General features: G+C 64.4%; 18 protein-coding genes. 8 read left to right on the top strand and 10 right to left on the bottom strand.

Annotated elements, in window-relative coordinates; genetic code table 11:
- Positions 1-949: 949 nt before the first annotated feature.
- Positions 950-1,207, bottom strand: coding sequence for a hypothetical protein (locus ACQR0U_RS07940; RefSeq protein ID WP_315712312.1), 258 nt, complete (start codon positions 1,205-1,207; stop codon positions 950-952).
- 66 nt (positions 1,208-1,273) lie between these two features.
- Positions 1,274-2,317, bottom strand: a complete 1,044-nt coding sequence (locus ACQR0U_RS07945) for a DUF2778 domain-containing protein (RefSeq protein WP_315712643.1) — start codon at positions 2,315-2,317, stop codon at positions 1,274-1,276.
- Between the two features lie 227 nt (positions 2,318-2,544).
- Between ACQR0U_RS07945 and ACQR0U_RS07950 the strand changes: the two genes are divergently transcribed.
- From ACQR0U_RS07950 to ACQR0U_RS07960, 3 genes are all read left to right on the top strand, one after another.
- Positions 2,545-2,979: a DUF1810 domain-containing protein gene (locus ACQR0U_RS07950; protein WP_315712313.1), complete on the top strand. Its 435-nt coding sequence runs from the start codon at positions 2,545-2,547 to the stop codon at positions 2,977-2,979.
- Positions 2,980-3,147: 168 nt separating this feature from the next.
- Entirely contained in the window at positions 3,148-3,393 is a 246-nt protein-coding gene (locus tag ACQR0U_RS07955) for a hypothetical protein (RefSeq protein ID WP_315712314.1), read from the top strand.
- Positions 3,394-3,810: 417 nt separating this feature from the next.
- The gene (locus tag ACQR0U_RS07960) at positions 3,811-4,806 is read left to right on the top strand and encodes a DUF3592 domain-containing protein (RefSeq protein ID WP_434842974.1); all 996 of its coding nucleotides are present in this window, start codon (positions 3,811-3,813) and stop codon (positions 4,804-4,806) included.
- A gap of 58 nt (positions 4,807-4,864) precedes the next feature.
- On the opposite strand, the gene ACQR0U_RS07965 is transcribed toward ACQR0U_RS07960, so the two are convergent.
- The 3 genes from ACQR0U_RS07965 to ACQR0U_RS07975 all read right to left on the bottom strand — a co-directional run bounded on the left by ACQR0U_RS07965 (position 4,865) and on the right by ACQR0U_RS07975 (position 8,274).
- Positions 4,865-6,487 carry an ABC-F family ATP-binding cassette domain-containing protein gene (locus tag ACQR0U_RS07965; RefSeq protein WP_315712317.1) on the bottom strand — a complete coding sequence of 541 codons (1,623 nt, stop codon included), beginning with the start codon at positions 6,485-6,487 and terminating at the stop codon, positions 4,865-4,867.
- Between the two features lie 105 nt (positions 6,488-6,592).
- A complete protein-coding gene (locus ACQR0U_RS07970; RefSeq protein ID WP_434842973.1) occupies positions 6,593-7,051 on the bottom strand; it encodes a hypothetical protein in 459 nt (152 codons plus the stop codon).
- A gap of 188 nt (positions 7,052-7,239) precedes the next feature.
- Complete coding sequence (locus ACQR0U_RS07975) at positions 7,240-8,274, bottom strand: glutamine synthetase beta-grasp domain-containing protein (RefSeq protein WP_315712320.1); 1,035 nt, start codon at positions 8,272-8,274, stop codon at positions 7,240-7,242.
- A gap of 543 nt (positions 8,275-8,817) precedes the next feature.
- Here ACQR0U_RS07975 and ACQR0U_RS07980 point away from each other — a divergent pair.
- Both ACQR0U_RS07980 and ACQR0U_RS07985 read left to right on the top strand, forming a co-directional pair.
- Entirely contained in the window at positions 8,818-9,012 is a 195-nt protein-coding gene (locus tag ACQR0U_RS07980) for a DUF2735 domain-containing protein (RefSeq protein ID WP_315826819.1), read from the top strand.
- A 259-nt stretch (positions 9,013-9,271) separates the two neighbouring features.
- Positions 9,272-10,015 carry a tyrosine-protein phosphatase gene (locus ACQR0U_RS07985; protein WP_316173788.1) on the top strand — a complete coding sequence of 248 codons (744 nt, stop codon included), beginning with the start codon at positions 9,272-9,274 and terminating at the stop codon, positions 10,013-10,015.
- Positions 10,016-10,044: 29 nt separating this feature from the next.
- Here the strand turns inward: ACQR0U_RS07985 and ACQR0U_RS07990 are convergent, their stop codons facing one another.
- Both ACQR0U_RS07990 and ACQR0U_RS07995 read right to left on the bottom strand, forming a co-directional pair.
- Positions 10,045-10,263, bottom strand: a complete 219-nt coding sequence (locus ACQR0U_RS07990) for a hypothetical protein (protein ID WP_012044361.1) — start codon at positions 10,261-10,263, stop codon at positions 10,045-10,047.
- Positions 10,264-10,354: 91 nt separating this feature from the next.
- Complete coding sequence (locus ACQR0U_RS07995) at positions 10,355-11,113, bottom strand: SGNH/GDSL hydrolase family protein (protein WP_316173790.1); 759 nt, start codon at positions 11,111-11,113, stop codon at positions 10,355-10,357.
- A gap of 71 nt (positions 11,114-11,184) precedes the next feature.
- Between ACQR0U_RS07995 and ACQR0U_RS08000 the strand changes: the two genes are divergently transcribed.
- The 3 genes from ACQR0U_RS08000 to ACQR0U_RS08010 all read left to right on the top strand — a co-directional run bounded on the left by ACQR0U_RS08000 (position 11,185) and on the right by ACQR0U_RS08010 (position 13,042).
- The gene (locus ACQR0U_RS08000) at positions 11,185-11,865 is read left to right on the top strand and encodes an SDR family oxidoreductase (protein WP_315749997.1); all 681 of its coding nucleotides are present in this window, start codon (positions 11,185-11,187) and stop codon (positions 11,863-11,865) included.
- Positions 11,866-11,960: 95 nt separating this feature from the next.
- On the top strand, positions 11,961-12,659 hold the full coding sequence (locus tag ACQR0U_RS08005; RefSeq protein WP_315712324.1) for a DUF2161 domain-containing phosphodiesterase: 699 nt from the start codon (positions 11,961-11,963) through the stop codon (positions 12,657-12,659).
- A gap of 77 nt (positions 12,660-12,736) precedes the next feature.
- On the top strand, positions 12,737-13,042 hold the full coding sequence (locus ACQR0U_RS08010; protein ID WP_172109527.1) for a hypothetical protein: 306 nt from the start codon (positions 12,737-12,739) through the stop codon (positions 13,040-13,042).
- 97 nt (positions 13,043-13,139) lie between these two features.
- On the opposite strand, the gene ACQR0U_RS08015 is transcribed toward ACQR0U_RS08010, so the two are convergent.
- The 3 genes from ACQR0U_RS08015 to ACQR0U_RS08025 all read right to left on the bottom strand — a co-directional run bounded on the left by ACQR0U_RS08015 (position 13,140) and on the right by ACQR0U_RS08025 (position 15,729).
- A complete protein-coding gene (locus ACQR0U_RS08015; RefSeq protein ID WP_409977870.1) occupies positions 13,140-13,796 on the bottom strand; it encodes a GNAT family N-acetyltransferase in 657 nt (218 codons plus the stop codon).
- Between the two features lie 128 nt (positions 13,797-13,924).
- Positions 13,925-14,323: a PaaI family thioesterase gene (locus ACQR0U_RS08020; protein WP_315712326.1), complete on the bottom strand. Its 399-nt coding sequence runs from the start codon at positions 14,321-14,323 to the stop codon at positions 13,925-13,927.
- 125 nt (positions 14,324-14,448) lie between these two features.
- Positions 14,449-15,729, bottom strand: a complete 1,281-nt coding sequence (locus ACQR0U_RS08025; RefSeq protein WP_315712327.1) for an ArgE/DapE family deacylase — start codon at positions 15,727-15,729, stop codon at positions 14,449-14,451.
- Positions 15,730-15,805 lie beyond the last annotated feature (76 nt).

Below are 15,805 nucleotides of genomic sequence, written 5' to 3' on the forward strand. Positions count from 1 at the left end.
TTTTCCTAAATCTAATTCAGTGCTTTTGTCGCGCCATCTCCCGCTCGCAGGAGGGGCGGTTCGCGGTCGTCACGGACGTGGAGCGGGAGGAGCGGTGGACGCGATGGCAGCGCAGCGCATCTTTGCGCCGACGAACGCTGACGTCGCGTACGGTCAAGTCGCGTGGTCCTGGCATCCCGACGCTGATGCCCCCCACGGTGGCGCGCCCAAAGCGCGTTGTCGTGCACGGTGACCAGAACGCCCGGCGCACCGGGGAGCGCGCGAAGCAGCCGTTAAGATCATCGCGCGGGGAATGCCGGTTGCCCGGCTGAACCTGTGGTGACTGCCGCCTGCTTTTTTTCTGCAGGCGGGCCATGGGTTGCGGCCAGCATCCCGGCATTCCCCGCGCCCTCTGCTGTGCGGAGGGCAAGACGGATGGATCACTCGGGCGCATCAGCGCGGCGAGAACGCGAGGGCGTGCGTGAATGAGACTTCGCAGGACGGTGCTTCAAATCGCTCGGTGTCATTCCGGGGCGCGCGGAGCGCGAGCCTGGAATCCATACGCCGCAGCAGAACTGATGGAGCACGCTGGAGCGACACACCTGGCCGACACGCCCGCTCGTGGTTATGGATGCCGGGCTCGCGCATGCGCGCGCCCCGGCATGACGATGTTGAGAGACCGTGGCGCCACCCACCGCCGTCATGCCCCGCCCCCGGGTCTCGCCTTCGGCGAGCCCGAGGACAGGCTCCGGCGGGACATCCACTACGCCGCGGCCTCTCGATCAATCACGACTGCGGCGGCGTACTGGGTCGCCCGGTCCCGTCTTCGCCCGATGGGCTTCGACGCGGCAACGAGCGCCAGGGCGCGCCGCAGCTTTAGCGGAGGCGGCAAGCCGGGCGATGACACCGAATGTAAAGCAGGCATCAACACGAGCCAGAGGCCGCGGGTGCCCTGGGGGATGATCCAGTCTCACAACAGCTTCGCGCTCACGAACAGCGTTCGCACGGCGTTGGTGGCCTGCACTGTCATGATGGCGTTGTCGGCCGCGGCCTGCAGGGCGGCCATGGCCTGGTCGTGCAGCGACTTGAACTCCATCCACTCGACGGCGTTGAGGCTGGTGAGGAACTGATGGGCCTGCCCGACCGTCGAAATCACGACCGGCTTGCCGTTCACCTTGATGTTGAAGGTAGTACGCAGACGCGTTTCCGAGTTTGCGGGATCAATCATGGGGACCTTCCGGAAGATGCGACGGGCGTCACCGCCGAGGTCGCGCCGAGGCCCAGCAACAAAACGTCACTCGGTCTTTTGCGCGGTCCGCGTCGGGGTGCCAGCCTCGAGCCCGACGACGACAACGAGTCGGTTGAACTCGCCGTCATCATACGCCTTCAGGAAGCGATCGTAATTCTTGATCGAGACGCAGCCGTTCGAATCACCCTCCGGACCCAGCATATAGGGGTGGGTCAGCAATCCGCTCCGGCCGAGCGTCGATCCTTCCACCACGTTCATGCGCAGGGCGCGAACGCCGTGAAACGGTTTTTCGCGCGGCTTCAGGTCATAGGTGGCGGGCGGGGTCGCGCCAACCATGCGCTGATTGACGTGCTCGGGGTCGTCGCGCAGGCTGCCCATGCCGGAATGGGCCTCGAGCCCGATGCCGGACGGCAGATACACCATCTTGGCCTTGATGTCGTACACGGCGGTCTTGTCATAGCCGAGCGCACCGAGATCGATTCCGGATCGGACGATGCCGCTATCCGGACCGAGCGAGGCGAACTTGGTCGGGCTCGGCAACAGGTCGGACAGCTTCTGCAGGATGGAGCGATCGTCGACGCGTCCGACCGCTTCAGGCGCACTGGCCGAAACCAGGCTGGTCGGCAGGTTGGCGACGGACGGGCGCGGGCGCGGCAGCGGCACGCCCGGTGCAGGCATCGTGACGGTATTGCCCTCCGTCAACATCGGCCGCCAATCGCTGTTGCTGGGGTCGCGAGCGCCCGGATCACGCGCTTCCATGCCCTTCACCAGCGCGGCCCGGGCATCGAGCAATTGGCGGTCGATCGCGCCGCGAAGGGCGAAACGGTCGAGCGCGCGAACCGCGTCTTTTTCCGAATAGGCCGTGGCCGAGGCGGAGGCCGGCGCGAAACGTGTTTCGAAGGTCATGGACGGCGCGGCGGCGGCCGGAATCGCCGCGCTCGCAAGCGACGTCTCATCGCTGTTGGCTCCGACCCATGCGGCCGCGCCCGCTGCGACCGCAAGTGCTGCAAGCACGAGTGCGATCGCTTCGGAGCGCCCGAAGCGGCCTTGCGACAACAGAACGTCTACGCTTGCTTCACTGGAAGCCATCACGTCCCCGATATACCCCCCTTTTCGGACCACCCGGGAAAGGTGACCGACCCCAAGGGGTACGATTCGACCCGTCATGACATAGGATGGCAAGAGTGCGGCATAATCTAGACAAACGCCAGCCCGGAGTGATCCGGCGTGAACCGACGCCCAAGCCTGGCACGGGCTGCGCCGCGACCGTCCCAGAAAGCCGATTATATCGATGAATCAGCCGGTTGGAGGAATGTATGAACGCCGAATGGGATGATCTCGGCCGATTTGCCGACGCACAGGATTCGATTTATTCGCGCGTGACCGCCGAACTTGCGGCCGGCGCCAAGCAAAGCCACTGGATGTGGTTCATCTTTCCCCAGGTCGAGGGGCTCGGCAGCTCCGCCATGGCGCAGCGCTACGCGATCCGCTCCCGCGCCGAGGCCGAGGCCTATCTGGCGCATCCCCTGCTCGGCCCGCGACTCGTCGAATGCACCCGACTGGTGCTCGCAGTGCAGGGCAAGTCGCTGCGCGACATTCTGGGTGTTCCGGACGATGCCAAATTCCGCTCATGCATGACGCTGTTCGATTCGATCAGCCCGAACGGGATCTTCGCGCAGGCGCTCGATCGCTATTGCGACGGTGCGCGCGACCCGGCGACGCTCGCGTTTCTGCAGCACAGCACCGCATGAGCACACGGTTACCGCAGATGCGCATCTCGGCCTCATAGGGCTGACACGGTAATGAACCAACTCTGCCCTGCGGCCGGATTTCGGGTGACAAGCCCGAACAGGAAACTTGATCGCGCCAAGATTTGCGGGTCCCATCCGCCGCGTTGTTTGTCCCAAGGAGACACACTCATGAAGAAGTTTTTCCTGATTGCCGCGCTCGCGACCTTCGCCGCCGGATCTGCCTTCGCCCAAGACAGCTGCGAGACCAAGGCCGTCGGCAAGGACGGCAAGGCGCTCGCCGGCGCCGCCAAGACCTCGTTCATGAAGAAGTGCATGGCCGAGACGTGTGAGACCAAGGCGGTCGGCTCCGACGGCAAGAAGCTCGCCGGCGCGGCCAAGACCAGCTTCATGAAGAAGTGCGAGGCCGGCGGCTGACGCGCTGGCGGCTGACGACACTGGCGCCCCGCCATGATGCTTGGCGGGGCAAAGCCATGCCGGCGGGCTCCATCAGCGCGAAGCGTATCGGCAAGCTACGACGCGGGCGGCGGGCGCCTCGATGTCGAACGGCTTGGTCAGCAGGGCGCAGCACGCCGCCATAGAGCTCGACCCAGCCCTCGGCCGGCACCATCTCGCGGACCTTCTGCCCGATCACGTTCTGGATGCCCGCATGCAGGGCGTAGGCCGGGTTGGCTTCAACGTGGACGTAATCGCTCAGCGGGCCCTGCGGACCGTCGAAGAACTCGATGGGCGAGTGGTGGAGAGCTGAGGAGGACCGGCACACTGTTGAACCGAGGGGAACCCGCAGGACACCACTGCATGTCGCCCGCCCTGGCGGGCCCATGCGAGATCAACATGCTCACCGCATCCGCCCTGCTCTGGACCCGTGTCGCCGCCGGCATCTTCGGCTTTCTCGCCCTCAATTCCGGCTACGGACTCTGGCTTCAGCGCAAGAGGACCAGCGGCGGCCGCGCCTGGCCGGTCGTCGAGGGCGAGATCGTGGCCTCGGCGGTGTCTGTCGCGGCGACGCATCGGTCGGCAGATGACACCGATGCCAAGCCTGACATTCGCTACCGCTACGAGGTGTCGGGCAAGAGCTACGAAGGTCGCCGCATCCGTTTCGGCAGCCCGAGCCGCGTCACGCGCCTGCAAGCCGACGAACTCACCGGCAAATATCCGCAAGGCGCGAAGGTCCGCGTTTTTTACGATCCGAAACGCCCCTCGCAATCGGTGCTCGAGCCTACCAATGCCAGCGGCACGGCGGCGCTTGTGGCGCTGTTCGTCGTGCTGTCGGCCGTGACCGCCGTGTTGGTGGCGCATTCGCTCGCCGGCAAGGTGCTCACGACCGAGGCTGGCGTGCCGCTGTTCGCCTTCCTGATGCCGTTCGCTCTGTTCGGCTTCGGAGCCGTCGCACTCGCCTCCTACTGGAAGCTGCGACAGGAGCGCCTGGCGAGCCGCTCCTGGCCGACTACGCCGGGACGCATCACGCGCTCCGGCGTGACGATGGAGATCACACGACGTGAGGACGATCGCGGACGAGAAACGGAAGAGGAGCGTTTCCGGGTCACGATCGAATACAGCTACACGGTGGATGGTCGCTCTTTCCACAGCACGCATTGGAATTGGGGCTGGACCGCGCTGCATTCCGACAGGTCGAGCGCTGAAGCCGTCGCCGCCAAATATCCGGTCAACACCGACGTCACCGTCTACTACGATCCGCTACAACCCGAGACGGCCGTGCTCGATCCCACAAACAAGAGCGGCGTGGCGGCGCCGCTCTGGGCCGGCATCTTCCTGATCGCGATCGGCGCGCTGTTCCTGTTCGTCTTCACCCACGTCCAGATGAGCTAGCCGGGGATGATGCGAACAAAGGGCAAGCAGAGCACGAACGACGAGTATGGCCGCGTCGTCAGCTGCGCAGGCCCGGCGCTTCGTGGCCGCTGCGGGCGACATACTCGGTATAGCCGCCGCCATACTGATGGAGGCCGTCAGGGGTCAGCTCGAGCACGCGGTTGGAGAGCGCGGCGAGGAAATGACGATCGTGCGAGACGAACAGCATGGTGCCCTCGAAGTTCGACAGGGCCGCGATCAGCATCTCCTTGGTCGCCATGTCCAGATGGTTGGTCGGCTCGTCCAGCACCAGGAAGTTGGGCGGATCGTAGAGCATCTTGGCCATCACGAGCCGTGCCTTCTCGCCCCCCGACAGCACCCGACATCTCTTTTCGACGTCGTCGCCGGAGAATCCGAAGCAGCCCGCCAGGGCCCGCAACGAGCCTTGACCGGCTTGCGGAAACGAATGCTCGAGCGACTCGAACACGGTCTCGTCGCCGTCCAGCAGGTCCATCGCATGCTGCGCGAAGTAGCCCATCTTGACGCTGCCGCCGATCGTCACCGAACCGTCATCGGGCTCCGCGCTACCGGCGACGAGCTTCAACAGGGTCGACTTGCCAGCGCCATTGACGCCCATCACGCACCAGCGCTCGCGGCGCCGGATCATGAAGTCCAGCCCGTCGTAGATGCGGCGGCTGCCGTAGCTCTTGGACACGTTCTTCAGGGCTACCACATCCTCGCCCGAGCGCGGCGCGGGCAGAAAGTCGAACGCCACGGTCTGGCGCCGCTTCGGCGGCTCGACCCGCTCGATCTTGTCGAGCTTCTTGACCCGGCTCTGCACCTGCGCCGCGTGCGAGGCCCGCGCCTTGAAACGCTCGATGAACTTGATCTCCTTGGCGAGCATCGCCTGCTGGCGCTCATATTGCGCCTGCTGCTGCTTCTCGTTCAACGCCCGCTGCTGCTCGTAGAAATCGTAGTCGCCGGAATAGGTCGTGAGCTGGCCGGCGTCGATCTCGATCACCTTGTTGATGATGCGGTTGATGAATTCGCGGTCGTGCGAGGTCATCAGCAGCGCGCCCTCGTAGCCCTTGAGGAAATGCTCCAGCCAGATCAGGCTCTCGAGATCGAGATGGTTGGACGGCTCGTCGAGCAGCATCACGTCGGGGCGCATCAGGAGGATGCGCGCCAGCGCGACGCGCATCTTCCAGCCGCCGGACAACAGGCCGACGTCCTTGTCCATCATCTCCTCGGAGAAGCCGAGGCCGGCCAGCGCCTCGCGGGCGCGGCTGTCGAGCGCGTAGCCGTCGAGCTCCTCGAACTGCGCCAGCACCTCGCCATAGCGCGCGATGATCTCGTCCATCTCGTCGGCGCGGTCCGGATCGGCCATGGCGGCCTCGAGCTCCTTGAGCTCGGCGGCGACCGACGACACCGGCCCGGCGCCGTCCATCACCTCCGCCACCGCGCTGCGGCCGGACATCTCACCGACATCCTGGTTGAAATAACCGATCGAGACGCCGCGATCGATCGAGACCTGCCCCTCGTCGGGCTGCTCGCGGCCTGAGATCATCCGGAACAGCGTCGTCTTGCCGGCCCCGTTGGGGCCGACCAAGCCGATCTTTTCGCCGCGCTGGAGGGCGGCGGAGGCTTCGATGAAGAGAATCTGGTGGCCGACTTGCTTGCTGACGTTATCGAGGCGGATCATGAGGTCTCAGGACATGGACAGGTTGCCGCCGCTCTTAGTCGATGCGCGCCGCCGGTGGAAGGCGCAATTTGGGCGCCCTCCGCCGCTCTGTCCGCCCCGTCCCGGTCAGCGGCCCTGAGGCCGAAAATCCTGGTTGCCGAACGGTTTGTCGGTCGGGATGCGGATCGCGACGTAGCCCCGATCCATGGTCGCGTGGCAGGCGTTGCATCCCGACGTCAGCTCGGTCACGGCGGAAGCGAAACGCTTGCCATCCTTGGCAGCGATGGCGTCCGAGATCGACTGGATCGGCTGGCCGAGCGTGGTGACATTGTTCACCGGCAGGCCCGAATAGAAGACCGCGGCGTCAGTCAGGCTCTGCCTCAACTGGGCGAGCTCATAGGACGCGAGATCCCAATTCTTGGACTGTCCCGCGAACCAGAGCTTCGCGTGTCTGACCTGAATCAGATTCATGATGTCGCCGAGCCGCGGCAGATATTGTTCTGCACTGGACTGCGACTGCCCTGCAGCCAGGGAGATGGCCGAACAGGCGATCAGAACGCCTGAAACCCACTTGCGATAGCTCATTCCATGCCCCGCTTCCAAACAAACCGCTACGGAAAGACATACCGCTGCGATCGAAACCGGACTTGCGATTGATCAAGGCCAAGGCCGCCTCCGATCGTTCGAGCCCGCCAAACGAATGATCCGCCGAAGCGGCTGCTCCGGCGGATCATCATATCAGCCCCCGGCCCCGGGGTATTGTGGTCGGCGTCTTAGGCTGCGGCTTTCGCGCCGGTCGGAACCATCGCGATCGTCTTCAGGACCTGAGACGCGATCTGGTAGGGGTCGCCCTGGGAGTTCGGACGGCGGTCCTCCAGATAGCCCTTGTAGGCATTGTTCACGAAGGAATGCGGCACCCGAATCGAGGCGCCACGGTCGGCCACACCCCAGCTGAAGGTGTCGATCGAAGCGGTCTCGTGCTTGCCGGTCAGGCGCATGTGGTTGTCCGGACCGTACACAGCGATGTGGTCGGCGCGAGCTTCCTTGAAGGCGTCCATCAGCTTCTCGAAATACTCCTTGCCGCCGACTTCGCGCATGTACTTGGTCGAGAAGTTGCAGTGCATGCCCGAGCCGTTCCAGTCGGTGTCGCCGAGCGGCTTGCAGTGGAACTCGATGTCGATGCCATACTTTTCGGTCAGGCGCAGCATCAGGTAGCGGGCCATCCACATCTGGTCAGCAGCCGTGCGCGAGCCCTTGCCGAACACCTGGAATTCCCACTGGCCCTTCGCCACCTCGGCGTTGATGCCTTCGTGGTTGATGCCGGCCGCGAGGCAGAGGTCGAGATGCTCTTCGACGATCTTGCGGGCGACGTCGCCGACGTTCTTGAAGCCGACGCCCGTGTAGTACGGGCCCTGCGGCGCCGGATAGCCGTATTCCGGGAAGCCGAGCGGACGGCCGTCCTTGTAGAAGAAGTACTCCTGCTCGAAGCCGAACCACGCGTCTGGATCGTCCAGGATGGTGGCGCGGGCGTTCGACGGATGCGGGGTCTTGCCGTCCGGCATCATCACTTCGCACATCACCAGCACACCGTTGGTGCGGGCGGCGTCGGGATACACGGCGACCGGCTTCAACACGCAGTCGGAGCTATGGCCTTCGGCCTGCATCGTCGACGAGCCGTCGAAGCCCCAAAGAGGCAGCTGTTCCAGGGTCGGAAAAGAGGAAAATTCCTTGATCTGTGTCTTGCCGCGCAAATTCGGCACCGGCTTGTAGCCGTCGAGCCAGATGTACTCGAGCTTGTATTTCGTCATTGAGCCTCTCTGTCTTATCGAAAGGTGGGAGCCCAGCAATCGAAGGCTCCCCGCTTACCCGGCCACGATCGGCCAGCGCACTCTTAAGCATGGAATGTGCCAAGTCCCGCGACGTCCCGTCGCATGGACGAAGACCGATCGGGGCCGAGCTGCCGGCCGGTTTTGCACGTCAGGGGTGCGGCAAAGCAGCGCGACCGGGATTGCACGGAGCGCATGGCGGAGCGGAGAGCTTGTCGAAAACCCGCTTGATTCCTTGGCATTTGCGGCGACGCGCAAGAGAGGCCGAACAAGCCGTCAGCAGTTCCGGGACATTTTCGAAAAGAGTTGGAGCTCTGTCCGCAACCTTTGGTCCAGCCCAAGTGTTGGTCAGATGAACATTGCTGCTGGGGGAGCACATGCATAAATGCCTGCAAAACGCGCAACATGTGATTTCGTTTTGATCATGTTGCATTCCCTCCGGGCAGCACTGATATCGACGCTGGTAACCACAACGGAACGAGTCGGGCGCAACCTGATGTGTGGCCGACGGAAGGAGAATGAGGAATGGGCACCAATGTGGACGAGGGATCCGCAACGATCTACCAATTTCCGCGCGGAGGGCGAGCGGGTCTTGCACCTCGCCAGTCCGGATCGTCGCCTGAGCGGCCGATCGCGCCGTCGATCCAGCCGACGATCTACAGCGCGAGCTGGTATCATGACGAGGCGATCCAGGAAGCCAAGCCGGTGTGGGACCGCTGATGTCAGACTGTACCGTGACGCCAGCACGCCTTTGCTGAAGGGTCGGACCGACAAGGTTCCGGCCCTTTTTTCTTGCGCCGCTGTCTGCATGTCTCTCGCCGCTGCTGACGGCCGCCGGCGGGCTCGACGTGCCAGGGTCAAACAGGCCGCCGTCGTGACCCGTTTCATGGTCTTCCCTATCCTGTCGAAGGCTACGCATACGCGTCGCGTCGATGAAACGGCGTTTCACATCGAAGCCCGCATCCCCTAGAATGGGTTGATGTCTGCCCATCCGCTCCGCCATCTCGGCCTTCACGGTGCCAGCAATTTCAGAGATCTCGGCGGATATCCCAGCAGGGACGGCCGGCACGTGCGATGGCGGCAGCTGTTTCGGTCGAACCATCTCGGACAGCTGACCGAGCCCGACGTCGCGGTCCTGCGGGAGCTTGGCGTTCGGACGGCGTTCGATTTCCGCGGTCGCAACGAGCGCGCTGCCGGTCTCTGCACCATCGCCGAGATCACCGTGCATTCCGTGCCGATCGAGCCGAGCGTGGTGCCGGCGCTGCGGGCTCTGGCGACACGAGGACAGCTCACAACCGACCATGCCTTGGAGCTGATGCGCGAGTCCTACCGCAACTACGTCCGCAGCTACACGCCGCGCTTCCGCGCGCTATTCCAGCATGTTCTCAATGAGGACGCCCCGTTGGTGATCCATTGCACGGCCGGCAAGGATCGCACCGGTGTGGCCTGCGCGCTGGTCTTGCACGCGCTCGAGGTTCCGGATGACGCCATCTTGGAAGATTACCTGCTCACGAACCAGCTCTATCGTCGCGAGACTGCAGCTCACCCGGATCTTCCCGCTGATGTCGTCCAGACGATCGGGACAGTCCAGGCCTCGTTCCTGGCAGCTGCGTTCGACGCCATGCGTGATGATTTCGGCGACGTCGACACCTACCTGCGCGACGGTCTCGGCATCGACGGCGCGGCACGGAAGACAATACAGGAGCGCTATCTCACGCTGTGAGCCTGGGCGGCCCGAATACGCTTGAGCGATCAGGCCGCTTCGATATCGGCTGTCTCGGCGGCTTCCATCGCGTCGAGATCGGCAATCACCTCCTCGAATGCGGAAATCGCCTGTTGAACCGCCGCGATCTGCATCAATTCCCAGCCGGTCACCGGACCTGCACGGTTCTGCAAGGCGACCACCAGATCCCGCCGCTGCTCCTTCAGTTGCACCAGCGGCAAACCATGGTCCGGCAGATGTCTCATCATGTCAAAGCTCCAACGCCCCTCAAGCGGCATAGCGACAGGCTAGCGGGCCGCGCTGGTAATCCACTTACGAAAGTCCGGCTAATTTTATCGATCAGGCCAGCGCGACCGGCGCCGCCATGATGGCGCTGGCCAAAACGTCGCTGATCTTCGCGGTGGCGGCTTCGCTCACATGCAAGCGGTCGCCGTGCCCGTCGTCGAGCGCCGACAACGGAATCTGGCCGGCCTCATGCCAGCTCTTCATCAGATTCCAGCGCCTGAAGACATTGACGTCGGCCGCAGACGTGACCTTCTCGATGCGCCGCTGAATGTCCTCGGCACGCGCCAGCCTGCTGGGCACCGTCACGATGGCAGCCGTATATTGCAGGTCCATCACGATGGCATCGATGGCCAGCCCCGCCAGCCATCGAAGGCCGACGCGCAGCGCCGCCTCGACGTCATCGGGACTGTAGACCTCGGGCCTGTAGGCGGCGTTGGTGCCGACCTGCCAGATGACGAGCGAGGGCTGCTCCGCAATCACGTCGCATTCGAAACGCGAGAGCTCCTCCGGGGATTCCTGTCCGCCCACACCCCGATTGAGGACGTCGATCAGGCAGCCGAAATTGGTCTTGCGCAGCGACTGCTCGATCCGGGCCGGAAAAGCGACAATTCCGTTGGTGCCGGCGGTGGAAGATGAGCCAAGCGCCACGATCCGGGTCTTGCGCTGCGCATCCAGACTCTCCCTGAACCGTCTGATCGGACGAGGAAAACCGGTGGAAACGTCGGGAAATTCGAGAGAGCCTGTCGCGGTCATGGTCACCTCTGACGAACCACGCTTTCTGATTGCAATTGCATGCCCCGGCCGCCCGGCCATTGCAACTCATCGGCAGGGCCATAGTATAACGAGCGGCGCTGTGGGGCGCGTCAACGGAGACCAGGGACGGAATGAACGGAGCAGTGATTGTCATTACGGGTGCGCAAGGGGCGCTCGGACGCAGCGTGGCCGATCTCGCGCTCGCACGGGGCGCGCATGTGGCCGGGATCGATCATGCCCAGGCCGAAATCCCGGCGAGTGACGACCGCATCGAGCTCGGAGGCGTCGATCTCTCCGACCCCGAGCAGGCAAAGGTCGCGATCGACTCCGTCGCCGCCCACTTCGGCACTCTGGATGCGCTGATCAACATCGCCGGCGCGTTCGCGTTCGAGACGACTGCCGACGGCGACGATTCCGTCTGGGAGACGATGCATGCGCGAAACCTGATGACCGCGCTGCACGCATCGCGCGCGGCGATTCCGCATCTCGTCCGCTCCAGCACGGGCCGCATCGTCAACATCGGCGCCATGGGCGCGCTCCAGGCCAGTGCCGGCATGGGCCCGTATGCGGCCTCCAAGTCGGGAGTGCATCGCCTGACGGAAGCACTCGCGGCCGAATGGAAGGGCAAGATCACCGTCAACGCCGTCCTGCCGTCGACGATCGATACGCCGGCCAACCGCGCCAGCATGCCCAAGGCCGATTTCGACAAATGGGTGACGCCGCAGGAACTCGCGGAGGTCATTCTGTTTCTAGCCAGCGACGCCGCGAGCGGCGTGACCGGCGCGCTGCTACCGGTTGTCGGCCGGGTGTAGCGAAGCCAGCCGTTCACCCCGACTTGGCGCTGACATCACCGGACTCGGCGGGCTAGACTCGCGCGCGCTCTGAGTCGCACACATCGGACGGCCCCTTGGAAACCGCGCTCTACCTTCCCGTCAAACGCTTCCTCGAAAACCTCGGCTTCTCGGTCAAAGGGGAAATCGGCGGTTGCGACGTGGTGGCGCTCAAGGGCGACGACCCGCCGGTAGTCGTCGTCTGCGAGCTGAAGCAGGTCTTCAACCTGGAACTGCTGCTGCAGGCAGTCGATCGGGCCGGTGCCTGTGACGAGGTGTGGGTTGCGGCGAACCTGTCGGCACGCGGCAAGGGCCGCGAAAGCGACTCCCGCTACCGCAATCTGTGCCGCCGGCTCGGCTTCGGCATGCTGGCCGTGACCTCAGCCGGAGACATCGAAGTGCTGGTGCAGCCGCCCACTACGGCGCCGCGCAAGAACCCCAAGAAACGTTCGCGTCTCGTGATCGAGCATCAGCGGCGCAAGGGCGACCCCGTCGCTGGCGGCTCGACCCGTGCTCCCATCATGACGGCCTATCGGCAGCAGGCGCTGGCCTGCGCCTCGGCGCTGTCGGGCGGGCCGAAACGCGTCCGCGACCTCCGAGCGGACATTCCGGATGCGCCGAAGATCTTGCAGCGTAACGTCTATGGTTGGTTCGACCGCGCCGAGCGCGGCGTCTATGTCCTCACGAAAGCCGGGCTCGCGGCCTTGCGCCGCTGGCCCCAGGATATCCACATGACGCAGGCAGCGTTGCCCAATCGCGACATGGTGAACGCATAGCTGGGCTGTCCCGCGGAATATATATTGCAATGCAACAATTCTGCTTCTAGGTATCCCGGACGATTCACGAGGCCCCCATGAGCGAAGATTGGAACACCAAGTACGGTCCGCGTCGCGTCAGGCGTGATCCCCCGACACTGGAAGAAGCGATCTTCGCTGCGTCAGGCATCACCGACGACGTGCAGGCTCAGGCCGAGATCGCGTCGGCGCTGATGGGTCTGCCGCTCGAGCAGGTGCTCCCCGAGGTGAAGAAGGCAGTCCGCGTTGCCGCGCGCACCAACACGCGCGTCATCACGGCCGACCAGGGCACGCAGCAGCGTGCCGTCGTGGTCGAGCGCCGCACCGTGCGCCGCTTCAATTTCGACAAGCGCACCGGCACCTGAACGCCGCCCTCCGGGGCGCATCGGCAATGCAATCAAACGAAAAGGCGCGGCAGCGGTGATCGCTGTCGCGCCTTTATCGTCGCAGCAACGGCTCGGCTCAGGCGGCGCGCTTGTCGCCGTACATCCGGGTCACGAGCTTCCAGCAGGCGCGATTGAGGGTGAAGAACGCCCGCGCTGCCGCGATCGGCGCATCGATCACGAGCTTCGCCAGCTCATCCTGGGGCTGCTCGGTCAGATCGATCGTGCCGGTCGATTCGCCGTGACGGAACGCCAGATGCGCACCGAACTTGGCCGCCAGCGCCCGCATCGCATGGTTCTGCGATCCCGTCGTGACGCGGAGCTTGCGATAGCCCTTCCACCGCGCCTCCGAGATCACGCGCTGGAACAGCAGGCTGCCGACCCCGCGGCGACGCACGCAAGCCTCCACGCTGAACGCAATCTCCGGAAGCCCGTCCTCGGACTGCTCCGGCGGATGCAGCTCGGCGGCGCCGCGCACCATGCCATTTTCCATGTAGGCGACGACGATCGTGCCATCGGCCGCACAGCGGGCCGCATAGCGTTCGATGAAACTGTCATCGAGGAAGCCGTTGAATCGATCGTGCCGGCTTTCCGCATCGAGCCGCAACAGATGATCGCGCAGCAACGGCAGTTCTTCGTGCTGGCTGAGGGTCCGCACATAGCCGAAGCCCGGCCGGGGACGAAAAGTATCTACCTGTGACACTGCCTGAGACTCCTCTCGAGAGCCCTCGCACACAGACGTCTTTCCCTAGACAAGAGCTATATTGTGCATCGCAACATTCATTGCAAGCCCCGCGCTCTACGGAGAGAACATGCGGCCATGCAAGGATCGCGTGAGTTAACGATTCGTTTGTGTACGAATCATCACAGCACGAGCTGAGTCTGGGTCACGAGTGCGACCAGCCTGCCGTCGTCGGTCTCGATCCGGGTTTGCCACACCTGGGTGCGGCGGCCGCGATGCACGGGCGTGGCGGTTGCCGTCACCACCGTCCCCTCCTTGGCGCCGCCGATGAAGTTGGTCTTGCTCTCGATCGTCGTGGTGCCCTTGGCGTCCTGCGGCAGGTTGATCACGGTTGCGGCCGCGCCGACCGAATCCGCCAGCGCCATGACGGCGCCGCCATGAATGGTGTGATGCAGGGTGCAGAGATCCGGCCGCACCTGCATCTGCGCCACGACGCGATCGGCACTGGCCTCGGTGAAGGTCACACCCTTCAATTCCGCGAACGGCATCTTCATCGCATTGATCTTGTCGAGTGGCGTCATGCCTTCCCTCCCCCGTTGATCGGACGACCCGTCTTCGCGGGTCAGCGCCGCATCTGGATGCGCCCGGCTTCGAACCCGAAGCAATGACCTGAGAGGTCATTGCTTCGGTCCGATCGTGCCGCCGCTCAGACCTTCTCGATCCCGCACCACTCCGCGATGAACAGCGCCATGGTCTTGGTCACCTGGCGCAGCGAGTCGAGCTCGACATATTCGTTGAAGCCGTGCATGGCGGCGCCGGTCGCGCCGAAGCAGAGGCTGGGGATGTTGTAGTTGAGCCCGTAGAAGCGGGTATCCGTGAGCGCCGTGAAGACGAGATCCTGGACCTCGCCGCCGTAGACGGCGGTGAAGGCCTTGCCGAACGCCGCCTCCGGCTCGGCCGAATTGGTCAACTCGTAGCCTTCGGACAGGAAGCCCGACCACTCGACGACCGGCGGATTGTTGGAGAGAAAACGATGATCACGCGAAGCCGCGGCGACGCAGGCGAGGATCTCGTTCTGGCAGTCCTTGACCGACCAGCCCGGCAGGATGGCGATGCGGCAATCGACGTCGCACCAGGCCGGCACGCTCGAGGCCCAGTCGCCGCCTTTGATGATGCCCGGATTGAAGTTGATCGGATGCGTGAGCGTCCTGAAATGACGATCGCTCTTGGCGCGCTCGTTCCAGTCCGCCTCGAGCTTCTCCAGCGCATGGATCAGATGATAGCTCGCCTGGATCGCATTGGCGCCGACGCCGGCCTCGAACACATGCGCCGGGAAGCCGCGCACCTTCAGGCGGAACCAGATCACGCCCACCTGAGAACGCACCATCTTGCCGCTGGTCGGCTCCGGGATGAAGCAGGCATCCGCGCGGTAGCCGCGCTGCAGGGTCGACAGCGCGCCGACGCCGGTGCTCTCCTCCTCGATGACGGATTGGATGTGAATGCGCGCCGTCGGCTTGAAGCCGGCAGCCTTGATGGCATCGAGCGCATAGAGCGCGCCGATGGTACCGGACTTCATGTCGCAGGCGCCGCGGCCATACATCCGACCGTCGCGGATCACCGGCGAGAACGGCGGCGTCTCCCACATGTCGAGCGGACCGGCCGGCACCACGTCGCAATGGCCCTGCAGGATCAGCGATCGCCCGGCCGACGTCGCCGGCCGGTAGGTTCCGACCACGCTGCGTGCTCTCGAGAAGTCGTGCTCGATCGGGCCGTAGCCGCGCATCTCCTTGAGATCGTCGAGATCGATGTGCCAGTCGTCGACCTCGTAACCGCGCGCGCGCAGGAGATCGCTGAACATGTCCTGGCACGGACCTTCGGCGCCGCGGGTCGAGGGGATGGCGACGAAGTCGCTCGTGGTCGCAAGCTGCCGGTCGAAGTCGGCATCGACGGCGTCGACGATGCGCTGCGTAATGTCCTGGGTGATCATGCCTGTCGAGGTTCCAATTGCCGATGACTGCAGCAAATCACAATCTCATGCAGAGTTGCACCGGATTCGCCGCTGC

The organism is Bradyrhizobium sp. HKCCYLRH3097 (assembly GCF_051167875.1).
Classification (GTDB): Bacteria; Pseudomonadota; Alphaproteobacteria; order Rhizobiales; family Xanthobacteraceae; genus Bradyrhizobium.

What these genes read in the sequence shown, in the direction of transcription:
- ACQR0U_RS07940 (WP_315712312.1), bottom strand. Translation starts at nt 1,207, where the DNA reads ATGATTGATCCCGCAAACTCGGAAACGCGTCTGCGTACTACCTTCAAC.
- ACQR0U_RS07945 (WP_315712643.1), bottom strand. Translation starts at nt 2,317, where the DNA reads ATGGCTTCCAGTGAAGCAAGCGTAGACGTTCTGTTGTCGCAAGGCCGC.
- ACQR0U_RS07950 (WP_315712313.1), top strand. Translation starts at nt 2,545, where the DNA reads ATGAACGCCGAATGGGATGATCTCGGCCGATTTGCCGACGCACAGGAT.
- ACQR0U_RS07955 (WP_315712314.1), top strand. Translation starts at nt 3,148, where the DNA reads ATGAAGAAGTTTTTCCTGATTGCCGCGCTCGCGACCTTCGCCGCCGGA.
- ACQR0U_RS07960 (WP_434842974.1), top strand. Translation starts at nt 3,811, where the DNA reads ATGCTCACCGCATCCGCCCTGCTCTGGACCCGTGTCGCCGCCGGCATC.
- ACQR0U_RS07965 (WP_315712317.1), bottom strand. Translation starts at nt 6,487, where the DNA reads ATGATCCGCCTCGATAACGTCAGCAAGCAAGTCGGCCACCAGATTCTC.
- ACQR0U_RS07970 (WP_434842973.1), bottom strand. Translation starts at nt 7,051, where the DNA reads ATGAGCTATCGCAAGTGGGTTTCAGGCGTTCTGATCGCCTGTTCGGCC.
- ACQR0U_RS07975 (WP_315712320.1), bottom strand. Translation starts at nt 8,274, where the DNA reads ATGACGAAATACAAGCTCGAGTACATCTGGCTCGACGGCTACAAGCCG.
- ACQR0U_RS07980 (WP_315826819.1), top strand. Translation starts at nt 8,818, where the DNA reads ATGGGCACCAATGTGGACGAGGGATCCGCAACGATCTACCAATTTCCG.
- ACQR0U_RS07985 (WP_316173788.1), top strand. Translation starts at nt 9,272, where the DNA reads ATGTCTGCCCATCCGCTCCGCCATCTCGGCCTTCACGGTGCCAGCAAT.
- ACQR0U_RS07990 (WP_012044361.1), bottom strand. Translation starts at nt 10,263, where the DNA reads ATGATGAGACATCTGCCGGACCATGGTTTGCCGCTGGTGCAACTGAAG.
- ACQR0U_RS07995 (WP_316173790.1), bottom strand. Translation starts at nt 11,113, where the DNA reads ATGGCCGGGCGGCCGGGGCATGCAATTGCAATCAGAAAGCGTGGTTCG.
- ACQR0U_RS08000 (WP_315749997.1), top strand. Translation starts at nt 11,185, where the DNA reads ATGAACGGAGCAGTGATTGTCATTACGGGTGCGCAAGGGGCGCTCGGA.
- ACQR0U_RS08010 (WP_172109527.1), top strand. Translation starts at nt 12,737, where the DNA reads ATGAGCGAAGATTGGAACACCAAGTACGGTCCGCGTCGCGTCAGGCGT.
- ACQR0U_RS08020 (WP_315712326.1), bottom strand. Translation starts at nt 14,323, where the DNA reads ATGACGCCACTCGACAAGATCAATGCGATGAAGATGCCGTTCGCGGAA.
- ACQR0U_RS08025 (WP_315712327.1), bottom strand. Translation starts at nt 15,729, where the DNA reads ATGATCACCCAGGACATTACGCAGCGCATCGTCGACGCCGTCGATGCC.